Below are 12639 nucleotides of genomic sequence, written 5' to 3'. Positions count from 1 at the left end.
AAACACCTAAGCTCCAAATTTGTGGGCATAATTCATTAAATCCATCATGATGTTCATTACATCAGCACCACGGATTCTGTTAAGTCCGCCTTTTGCACAGGCACGTTCTGAGAATTCACATACATCATCAGTTCTGACTTCAGGCCCTCTTATTACGACAGGCACAGGATCTCCTGAATGATTTTTGACAGATATTGGAGTTGAATGGTCAGCAGTCAGGTAAATATAAACATCTTCAAGCTTTATCAGTTCACTCATTACGACTTCATCGACCTTTTCTATGAATTCCTTTTTCTCTTTTGTCTGGCCGTCATGGCCTGCTTCATCAGCGCCGTCAATGTTTATAAGGAAAAAGTCATGGTCTGAGTTTTTAACCTGATCGATAATGGTATCGCGGATATTGTCAAGATTGGTGTCGATTCCACCTGTTACGTCTTCCATTTCAATGATGTCCATTCCTGCAAACCTTCCGATACCCATAATCAATCCTGTTTCTGCAATACATGCAGAGTTGACTTCATATTTTTCATTCAATGAATCGACAACAGGCACTTCTCCTGCTCCACGAGGAATGACAATGTTTGCTGGAGGCAAACCTTCTTCGATTCTTTTTAAGTTTACAGGGTGGTCTTTTACCATTTCATAGGTTTTAACGACTAGTTTGTTTATGATATCTGCAGTTTTTGCCGCTTCAGGTGTGTCATCCAAAGCCTTTACTTCTTTAGGCTTGTTTCCTTCGACTTTAGGGTCCGCATCGCTTACCTTGCCTGAAAGCCCTTCGCCCCTCAATACCAAAACTGCCCTGTGGCCGGTTGATTCCTTGAAAATGATTTTTACATCAGGATAGTCTTCCAAAGTCATGGTATTCAGCACATCAACAATGTCTTTAGTGCCTTCCTTGATTCTTCCAGCACGCCTGTCGGTAACAATCAGGTTTTCATCGGCGGTTGAGAAATTGCATCTGAATGCGATGTCTCCGGGAAGGACATCCACTCCAACACCGTTTGCTTCAAACGGACCTCTTCCAGTATAAACTTTGTAAGGGTCATAGCCTAAAATTGACAAGTGTGCTGTGTCACTTCCAGGAATTATTCCGGGAGCTATTGAGTCCATAATACCAGTAATTCCTTCAGCAGCCATCTTATCCATGTTTGGAGTGTTTGCAGCTTCAAGAGGAGTTTTATTTCCTAATTCTTTAATAGGACGGTCACCCATACCATCCATAATTAAAATAAGACCTTTCATAAATATCACCTAATAAAATATACTAATATAATTTTTATCCCTAATAGTTAAAATAATTTGTTTAAATTTAATCTAGAAAAAACAGAAATTGATTTGCGAAAAAACAAATGTTTGGAAAATTTAAAACAGATTCATTAAACCTATTCCGACAATAGCTCCTACAATTGTAGCAAACAGATTGACATGCTCATTGGTCATCCAGCCCCTATTTTCAAAAAGAGCACCTAAAATACTGTCAAAGAAACATCCCACAGTTCCTGAAACAATTGCAACCAAAATTGCATGGAATGGATTAGGCATAATTAGCAAAAAGTATGCTGCAACACCAATAACGGCCGCACCGAGAATAGCAATTCCAGTACCTAACGGAGACACAGCCCCATTAGTGCCGGGATCCACCTTTTGAAATGTTGTAATCAAACGAGGATGATGGTCCAATACGCCGATTTCAGAAGCCAATGTATCAGCGGTTGCTGTTGCAATCGCACCAATGAAACCACCCACAAACGGAGAGTAATATCCTCCAAATGCCGCCATAAAGCAGGCCACTACACCATTGGAAATAACATTCTTGGAAGTTCTTCTTCCTTCAAATTCACCTAAAGACATCTTATACTTTTTAGAGAATTTTGTTGCAAGAAGAGACATGACAAGAAACAGAACAATCAATACTAGCCAATTGGCACCTGCTGAAAAAATAATAACAACACCCATGATAATCATGACTGCAGAACCGAATAAATCCAATGATTTTCTGTAATATGTAATGAAACCTAAAATAAACAGGAGAATTACATACACCCAATTTATCATAAACCCTTCAACCATAATTATCAACATTAATTTTTGTTTAAAATTATATAAAAGATTTACCGAAATCAAGTCAAAAATAGGTTATACTTTTTACCCACCCTACTGAAAAGGGAAATTTGGGAATTGAATAATCATGCGAAATTCAAAAAATCCCATATCTCCGGAAGCAACAAAAATTCTATTGAAAATACTAAAAGAAAGCATTAATAATTTTACTATTTATATAAGTAACATATTGAAATTTAAGTCCAATCTTCAATTAAATAAATATGTGTTGATAAAAAAATATAAAAATAATCTGGTAATATATATGAACTAATAAAAATAGTAAAAAATAGAAGATTTTATCTTTTAAACCTTCTAATTTGAGTTGTGCCAACAGCCAATATCAGCAGCAACAATACAAATATCGGATTTCCTGTCGGATAATCAGACAACCGAATTCCGTCTCCCCTCTCTGAGCCATGTTCCGCATCACCATGTGTCTCATTCTTATCAGGGCCATCATTGTCATGTACAAAGACTGTGGCAATTGTTTTTCTGGCATCATATTTGCCATCCCCAGAGTATAATATTATAGCAGTATGAGCTCCTTTACCTAATCCAGGAATATAAAATATGGCTTTGCCATTTACAACACTAGTTGTATATTTTTTACCGCCAACCACTATTGTTACCTTTCCAGTTGCATCTTTTGGAAGCTTAACAACAATGGTAGCGTCATCACCTACATCAATATGATCATCCTTTGCAGACATTTTGGTTTGCGCTTTAGCCACATTAAATGAAGTTGTTGTGGAAGTCGGCAAGTATTTCTCATCTCCGGCATAAGTTACAATGGCCTTGTAGTTTCCAGGCGGCAGGTTAGGAATAACAATCTTAACTTTACCGTTGATAATTTCTCCTGAGTATTCTATGCCGTTTATTTTGACAGTTACACGACCTGTTGCATCTTGAGGGAAATTAATTGTTATGGTTTCATCCTTTCCAAATTTGATATTTTTTGAAGAAGCTTTTGCAGTTGAAGTGTGTTTTTTAACTTCAAATTGTCCAGTGGTGAAGTTTTGATCATAATTATCATCACCCCAGTAGATTACTGCAACGGTTTTTTTGCCTGCTGTCAATCCTGTTATATCAAATACTGCTTTTCCGTTTTTAATTACGGCATCATATGAAATGGAATTGATTTCAATTGTTACTATGCCAGTAGCTCCATTAGGAACAGTTACAACAATGTGTTCAGTATCTTCAACATAGATATCATGTGCAGACACGCTTATTGGAGTCAATCTTTTTGGAATGCTTACTGTTGAGCTGACTGTCTTGCCGACGTGATTGTTATCGCCGGAGTATATCACTTCGATATCATGTGTTCCTGAACTTACGCCATCCAGATTGATGGTTGCCACACCGTCATGTATTTCGGCTACGTATGTTTGATTTTGAACTTTAACTGTCACGTTTCCAGTTGCATTATCTGAAACATATACTTTGACTGTTCCGTTTCCAAGGTCAACAACATCAACGTCGCAACTACTTTCAAACACATTGAAAACTGTTGTATTTGATGATTTGAGATATTTGTAATTACCATTATATGTTACAATTACCTCATAGGTTCCTCTTGGAAGACCTGAAATCACCAGTATGCCCTTGCCGTCACTGACAGCTACAGAAAATTTACCAGCATCATAAATTGGTGCACCCAATATTCCATCAAGGTCAAATGTGAACTCTTTGCCATTAATTATAACACTAAGATTTCCTGTTGCATCAGACGGAACTTCAAATACTATAATTTCATTTTCTCCAACTGCGATGTTTATTGCTTTTGGAATAACATATGATGGAACTTTATTTACATCAAATACAGCTACATTATTGCTTGGCAAGTATTTATCATCACCAACATATGTGAGATTTACATTATAGATTCCATTAGGCATGCGAGGTATTTGTATGGTTCCGGTACCTTTTGTTACATTTACATAGTACCCTACACCATCAATATCAATTAATACCTGACCGGTAGCGTCTTCTGGAACAAATACAGTTATGATTACGTTTTCACCAACGTTAATGTCAGTGACTGTTGCACTTACAGTTGATTTGACTTTGGATATGGTGACATTGGATATTATGTATTTTCCAGCATAGTTATCATCACCATCATATCCGACAACCATTGTTTTGGTGCCGGCAGTCAGATTATTGATTCTGAATGTTGCATTTCCGTTTTTAATTTCTGCAGTGTATTTTACACCATCAATTTCGATTGTTGCATTGCCAGTAGCATTTTCAGGAACTTTTACTGTGATTACAGTGTCTTCACCGGCTCCACCAGGAACTGTTATGATTTCAACAGGAGCATCATATTTAGGTCCGGTCACAACAGAGCTGAATGTTGTATTGGTGTAAGTGTCATCTCCATTGTATATTACTTCAATGTTGTTTTCACCAGGAGTTAAACCGTCCAAAGTTATTGTAGCAGTACCGTTGACAACATCAGCATTATAGATATTGTCTCCAACTTTAACTGTGACATTTCCAGTAGCATCGTTAGGAACAACGACAACAATTGTGCCGTTGCCTTGATCCACAACAGTGACATCAGGAGCTACTTTAGACTGTTCCACAGTGAAGTTACCTACAGCATAACCTGAAGTATAATTGCCATCACCTGAATACTCAACAACAACAGTCTTAGGACCAGCAGTCAAATTACCAACATTAACAATAGCTTCGCCATTTACAACAGTAGCATTGTAAACCTTACCATCAACACTAACAGTAACATTACCTGCAGCATCAGCAGGCAATTTAACAACAATAGTACCATTTTCACCTGACTTAATCTCAGCAACAGTAATGTCAATAGGGGAATCATACTTAGGAGCAGTTATATCAGTTGTTTTAGTAATATTGGAGTATTTGTCATCACCGGAATAAACCACATCAACATGGTGGGTTCCAGGAGTTACATCATCCAATTCAACAACAGCAGTGCCGTTTACCACTTCTGCAACATAATCCTTGCCATCTACAGTAATGGTTACATTTCCATTAGCATCACCAGGAACAACAACCACAACAGTGCCGTTACCATAATCGACAACACTGATATCAGGGTCAATCATGGCAGGCTCAACAGTGAAGTTGCCCACAGCATAACCTGAAGTATAATTGCCATCACCTGAATACTCAACAACAACAGTCTTAGGACCAGCAGTCAAATTACCAACATTAACAATAGCTTCACCACCAACAACGGTAGCATTGTAAACCTTACCATCAACACTAACAGTAACATTACCTGCAGCATCAGCAGGCAATTTAACAACAATAGTACCATTTTCACCAGCAATAATCTCACCAATTTCAATATCAATCGGTGAATCATACTTAGGAGCAGTTATATTCGCTTTAGTTGATGTAGAATTATAATTGCCGTCACCGGAATAAATCACATCAACTTCATGATTGCCTGGAGCAACATTGTCCAGTTCAACAACAGCAGTTCCATTGACAACAGTTGCATTGAATTCCTTGTCACCAACTTTAAGGGTTACATTTCCAGTAGCATTATTTGGAACAACGACAAGCACAGTACCATTGCCTTGATCAATGACTTTAATATCAGCTTCAGTTGTTTTTACTTTATTAACATTGAATTTAGCGGTATTATTGGACGGTTCATATTTTTTACATCCGTCGAATGTTACTTCAACATTATGAGGACCGACAGCCAAATCAGCGATGACTAATGTTCCTTCTCCTCCTGAAACAAATACAGTATGGTTTTCACCATCCACACTGACAGTTACATTTCCGCATAAATCCTTAGGAGTTTGCACTTTAATTATTGCTTTATCTCCTACAGTTATATCATCAACAGAGATATTTACAGTTGAGGATACTTTGGAGACTTTAAATTCAGTAGCATTTTGAGTTTTATTGTATTTATCATCACCTGAGTATCTGACAACAACAGTGTAATTTCCGCTGGCCAGGTATGGGACATATAATTGTCCTTTGCCTGAAGTGATATTTACATAGTATCCCACACCGTCAACATCAACAAGCACTGGCAGAGTGACATCTTTTGGTGCAGTTATCTCAATCAATACTTTTTCACCAACAGTGATGTTAGTTGCATTTACTGTGATTTGTGGATTTACTTTAGATACTTTAAATACTGCTGATGCATTTGATTGACTGTAGTTATAATCCCCTTCGTAGAATGCACGTACGTGATATTCTCCATCACGCAAGTTTGGAATTGTCAATGTTAAATCAGAAGAGGTGAGATTATACTCAATACCATTGACAAATACATAGACATTACCATCAGTAACACTTGGATCAAGTATAAATTCAATGACTGCATCCTCTCCAACAGTAATGTTTCTGATTTCCTTAATTGACAGTGTGGAGCGTAATTTAGATACTTTAAATGTACTGTTTCCTGAATGTAAAATTTCTTTTACACCATCTATTTCAATATACAATCCATCTACAGAGTAATCTCCGGCAGGCAATGGACCTATTTGCAATACAGCCCAACTTACATTATAATCAGCACTATAGTTAGTGAAAGTAACATTTTGTTTTAATATGACCTTGCCGGCATTATCGCGAATAGTAATAGTTAAATTATCTCCAAAATGACTGCCTTCAGCCCATACAGTAATGCTTTCTTTTTCTGCTACGGTTGTTGGGACTGTATCAACAAACAATTCTTTTCCATTAATGTAAACATCCAATTTAGACTTATTTTCACTTCCGATGTATTTATCATCACCCAGATATTTTGCAGTTACATTGTAGAATCCTATTTCGGGAGTTTCAAGATGCAATACACCTTTGCCATCATTTACATAAATAGTATAAGTTTTGCTTTCAAATTGTTTTGCAACTGTGATTTCGACCTTACCTGTTGCATCAGCCGGAACTTCAACGGTTATGTCAGCATCACTGCCATTTCCGATTATTCCAAAGTGAGATATTGTTATGTTGATGGATGATTCAACTTTGGATACATTGAAGCTGGAAGAATTGGTGCTCAACAAGTATTTTTCATCACCAATGTAAGTCACAACAACATCATAAGTGTTATTTTTCAGGTTATAGATAGTTACATTACCTTTTCCACCGACCAAGTTAATTGTGTAGTTAGTGTTGTTAACAGTTACGATTACATAGCCTGCTGCATCTGAAGGAACAGTGACATTAATGAATGCTCCGCTTCCGACAGTGGAGTTTGTTGCATTTACTTTTATGAAGGAATCACGTTTGCCAACAGTGAAGTTTTCGGTTGTAGCGTTTCGCACGTATTTTTCGCTGCCACCATAAATAGCTACGACAGTCTTATTGCCGTGTTCCAGACCAGATACTTCAAAGTAAGCAATGCCATTTTCATATTTAACTTTATTATAAGATTTACCATTAATTTCAATAGTTACATTATCGCTAGGTGCAGTTACATTAACGTAAGCCTTATCACCCACCAATATTGAATCAACATTAATTACAAGAGGTGATTCATGTTTGAATACCCAATAATCCCAAACGGCATATCTTGGACCATATTTGCTGTCGGTGAATGTTGCGTTTATGGTATGGTTACCGTAAGGTCTGGTTACATTCAATTGTGCAATTCCTTGTGATATGATAGCGTTTCCAGCAAATACGTCATCAACGTAAATGGACACATTGCCAATTGCATCAGCAGGAACTTTAACAATTATTGTAGTATTTAAATCTACATAAGTATCATTTGCAGTCACATTGATTTGATAGCAGCTTACTTTGGTTACTGTCAATCCGTTTTGAAGTGTTACTGGAGTAGCTGCAGTGTAGTTGCCGTCACCACCATATTCAGCAGTGATGTCGTATTGGCCTGAAAGCAATTGGTCAATAGTGAATGTTGCCACTCCATTTTCAATAGTGGCATTGTATTTTGTGCCGTTTACAGTAATTGTAATGTTACCCATTACTGTTTGATTAATTCTAACAATAATTGTTGCATTTGTAGCTGCATCAACGACTTCAGGAGTGTCGATGGTTATTACAGGAGTTGCCTTATCAACAGTGAAACCTTTAGATTCTGTTTTGTTTACAGAATATTTGTAGTTGCCGTTATATTCGGCATAAACTGTGTAAGATCCAGCATCCAATTTGACAGTGGTGTTGACTTTGCCGTCAACTATGCCATATGTGCCGATTAAGGTATCGTTGATTCTGATTGTGATTGATCCTTCAACGCCATCGTCAACGTAGATGATAATATTGGAAGCGTTGCCATAAACTGTGTCGTTAACGTCGATTGTTACATTGACATTAGCTTTGGATACTGTGAAGTAAGATTCAACCAAAACACCTTTGTAATTATCATATTTATCACCATGATATCTTACATCAACTGAATAGCCTCCTTCTTTTAGATTTTTAGGATAGACAACAGCTTGACCGTTACTTACATGACTATAGTAAGTTCCATCACCAATGACCATGACTTCAACATATCCTGTAGCGTTTGCAGGGAGTTTTACTGTAATGTTTCCATCCTGACCAACAATAATGTTTTGGGAAATAACCTCCATTGAAGGAATTCTTTGTGTGACTTCATAGGTTTTCATTTCCTTGCTTTGTGTAAAGTTCTTATTGCCATCGAAGAATACCCATACGACCCTGTGGCCAACACTGTTTTCAGTGAGATTGAATTTGGCTGTACCGTTGATAATTTCAACAGCATGATTGACGCCGTCAATATTGATTGTCAAAGTGCCGTTCAGGTTAGTGGCCACGCCGCCGGTTGAATTTCTGACTGTAACATTGATGTATTCATCATTCCACACCACTACATTATGAACTTTTATATCCAAAGTGGTGTCCATTGGAGATACTTTGAATGTTGCAGTTGCTTTGGATTTAGTATAGTTTTCATTGCCATTATAGATTACTTCTACATCATAGATGCCTACAGCCAGATTAGCAACTGTAACTTGAGTAGAGTTATTTGCATCCAAAACCTTATTTTCTTCAATGATTCTTCCGTTTAGCTTAATGGTTACATTGCCTGCGGCATTCACATAGACCTTAATGCCTTCAACATCACCGTAAACGATGTCTTGAACATCAACTGTGACTGTTCTGTAGGCCTTGTAAACAGTGAATTTTTTCTCGCCGCTTACGGCAGTGTGGTTGGCATCACCAGAGTATGTCGCTTTTACATTGTAGTTTCCAGCAGCCAAATCACTTACAATAAATTCGACCCTGCCGTTATTCAACGGTTTAGGTATATCATACTGAGTTCCGTCAATTTCAATGCTCACAGTACCTTCAGCACAATTGATGAGTGTTACGACAATCTGAGTGGAATTGCCATAAGTCACGTTTTCAACGTCGATAATTATATCAGGAGTTGCCGGAAGTACGCTGAATTTGGCATAAGTCATATTGTTATTATATTTACCATCACCAGAGAATATTACAGTTACATTATAATCTCCAACAGGCAATAACGGAAGCTCAAGTATTGCAGTGCCGTTACTGATTCTTGCAAAGTATTCATCATCATTGACAAAGACCGATACGACTCCAACAGTCTCGTTGATAAGAGTTATGTTGATTACTTCATGTTGAATGTGAGTAATATTTGTAGTATTTACTGAAATTGTCGTATTGTATTTATGTACCCAGAATGTAGCATCATTACTTGTTGGTATTAATTGTTCATTACCATCATAACAAACTATTACGGTTTTATTTCCTGCAGTCAAGCCTGTTTTGTTGAAGTAAGCTTTTGAATCATTTAAAGGTAAAATATATTTCTCGTTGTCTAGATAGAGGGTTACATTACCAGTTGCATCATATCCTTCAGGAGTGATGAGAGTAATGTGAATGTAGACTGTTTCATTCACCATAATATCATATGCACTTACCTGAATGTCAACAATTGCATCGGCTTTTTCACGTACTTCAGCAGGAGTTGAATTTACTGAAGCATAATAATTATGATCTCCATCATAATGAGCTTTTATTATGTAATTTGAAGGAAGCAGGTTTTCGATTTTTGCAAGTGCAGTACCATTAATGAGAGTGACAGTGGCTGTTTTAAGAGGGGTAGCTGAAACTTTACTGTAAACTTCAATAACTACATATCCAGTAGCGTCCTTATAATAAACGTCATCAAAGTCATCGACGATAGTTACATTTACAAATAAATCATATCCGAGGTCATCATAAATGATTGTGATGTTGGATTGTGCCTTGGTTACATTGATTGAAACTGTCAGGTTACGGGCATCATTGTAGAGATCACCCCAGTATCTCAAGGTGAGATTATGTGTGCCCACTTCCAGGTATCTGTCGCCGAGGAAAGTGGAAATCTCATCACTTATTCCCTTATTGTCTGAAATAGTAATGTTTCCTAAAAATGTATCATTATAATAAACTGAAACGATTCCTCTGGCATTACCTTCAGATAGAGGGTTTGTAGCAATTGTTACATTGACTGTTGCATTCCTATGGTAGGTTACGTTATATGCAGTAGCTTCCATAGTGACCGGCAACCTTGTTGAAACCTTCTTTTGAGTGTAGTAGTCTTCATTTGTAAGACGTGCGACAACATAAACCTTTTTAAATGAATCTATTCCTGCAAAGTCATCCTGAGTCAAGTGAAGTTTACCATTGGCATCCGTTGCGAAAATGTCATTTCCTTTATTCAGTTTTGTATTGTTCTCATCAAAGAGCTCAACAGTTAGGCTAATACCCCTTTCAAGAGTAGAACCTGTCACTCCGGATTGAATACCGGATGTAATTGCCTCCATACCAGTAAATTTAGAAGTAGAATTATCAGTCCAATATTTAACATTAGAACAAGTTACATTATTTCCTGAAGTGATATACATTGAATTCAATAGATTGTCCCATCCTCTCAAGGTAAGGTCAATAGTGCCGGCAGTTCTTTTGAAACTGAAATCCAATGAGGCGGTATTCGCTGTGTTTTTCAGCAATTCAACATTTGTTAATTTGAATGACTTTGCAGAATAAATTGCAGAACCTCTTTCAGCCTTGTTATAAGTGAAATTAGAGTTCATTATATGGAGCTTGTTATTAATACCTCCATCAGTGTGGAAAACAGCACCACCATAACCTGTTGCGGTGTTATTTTCAAAAGTACAATTATCAAATATTTTATCCTTGTCATTAGTAGTGTAAATAGATACTGCTCCACCCTTATTAGCGGAATTATTAATAAATTGAACATTTTCGAATTTGATTACGTTAGCTTGTTTAACTTGAACAGCTCCACCTCCATTGATGTTTGCTGTACCTTTAATATTGACAAAGTTGTTTCTGAATATGGAGTCCCTGACTATAACATCCCCCTTATCCCCCTGAGATTGTATATACAATGCTCCGGCTTCCTTAGAAGATGAACAGTTCTCAAATAAACAATTACTAATAGTATAATTCTGATATGGTCTTAAATACATGGCTCCTCCTTGAGCCCAAACTGCTGAAGCTAAAGTACCTCCGCCATCACCATCAGTAGTGACGAAATTACCTACAAATTTACAATTATCAACCAAAGCATGATAACTTTTATCCCATAAAACAGCTCCCCCATCAACTTTCTTCTCAATAGTGGATTGAACGGAATTATAATAGAATTCTGAATTTTTAATTTTACCATATTCACCATGTTCAGACCAATAAATAGCACCGCCACCTCTTGTAATCTCCTTATCAGTAGTATTACCGTGTGCAATGTTATTCGTGAATATACAACCATCAACAGTATTATATCTGGATTTATCTGCTGAACTACTTCCACCATACCAATATATAGCTCCTCCACTCAACTCTGCCAAGTTATTTGTAAAGTTAGAATTATATGCTGTGGAGTTTGAACCAGTGGAATACATTGCACCACCATTACAGGAAGCATAAGAATTACTGAATGTAGAATCGCTTACATTACAACGCAGAGCCTTTAGCAGGTATATCGCTCCACCATCATATGCACTTGAAGAATCAAACTCTGAACCTAAAATCTTAGCATCGTTACCTTCAATGAAAATAGCTCCACCTTCACCAACATTATTTGGCACACTAGAACAATTGAAGATAGAACCTTCAACAACAGCGCCATCTGCCTTAATATAAATGGCTCCACCACGAGGGTTATTACTACCATATTTTCCACCACTGACAGAGGAATCAGTGAAGTTGGAATCTCTTACCTTAGCATTTAAACCATCAATATATATGGCTCCACCACGGAATTTGGCAGATGAATTGGCAAAATTAGAACCTTCAATTAGAGTATTTTTACCTTCAACATAAATAGCACCCCCTCTAGCGCCATCTTTAACATTTGCTTCATTTTTAGTGAAGTTGGAACCCTCAATGACTGCATAATCACCATTAACATAGATTGCTCCACCACCATCTCCATCCACATTATTTTCTTCAAATGTTGAATTGGAAATAGTGGTATTTACACCATTAATATAAATAGCTCCACCTTCATCTTTTGCAGTGTTGTGGTCGAAACCAGACCCGATAATGCTT

At 37.1% G+C, this 12639-nt stretch carries 3 protein-coding genes; all 3 read right to left on the bottom strand.

Annotated features, from left to right (window positions below; genetic code table 11):
• Positions 1-6 precede the first annotated feature (6 nt).
• A complete protein-coding gene (locus QZV68_RS03235) occupies positions 7-1245 on the bottom strand; it encodes a 2,3-bisphosphoglycerate-independent phosphoglycerate mutase (protein ID WP_296878542.1) in 1239 nt (412 codons plus the stop codon).
• Positions 1246-1365: 120 nt separating this feature from the next.
• Positions 1366-2073 (bottom strand): TIGR00297 family protein, encoded by a 708-nt coding sequence (locus QZV68_RS03230; protein WP_296878540.1) that lies wholly within the window; start codon positions 2071-2073, stop codon positions 1366-1368.
• Between the two features lie 329 nt (positions 2074-2402).
• On the bottom strand, positions 2403-12527 hold the full coding sequence (locus QZV68_RS03225) for an Ig-like domain repeat protein (protein ID WP_296878538.1): 10125 nt from the start codon (positions 12525-12527) through the stop codon (positions 2403-2405).
• Positions 12528-12639 lie beyond the last annotated feature (112 nt).

Source organism: uncultured Methanobrevibacter sp., assembly GCF_902801725.1.
GTDB lineage: Archaea > Methanobacteriota > Methanobacteria > Methanobacteriales > Methanobacteriaceae > Methanocatella.
This window is presented reverse-complemented; position numbering and strand designations above follow the sequence as displayed.

What these genes read in the sequence shown, in the direction of transcription:
- QZV68_RS03235 (WP_296878542.1), bottom strand. Translation starts at nt 1,245, where the DNA reads ATGAAAGGTCTTATTTTAATTATGGATGGTATGGGTGACCGTCCTATT.
- QZV68_RS03230 (WP_296878540.1), bottom strand. Translation starts at nt 2,073, where the DNA reads ATGGTTGAAGGGTTTATGATAAATTGGGTGTATGTAATTCTCCTGTTT.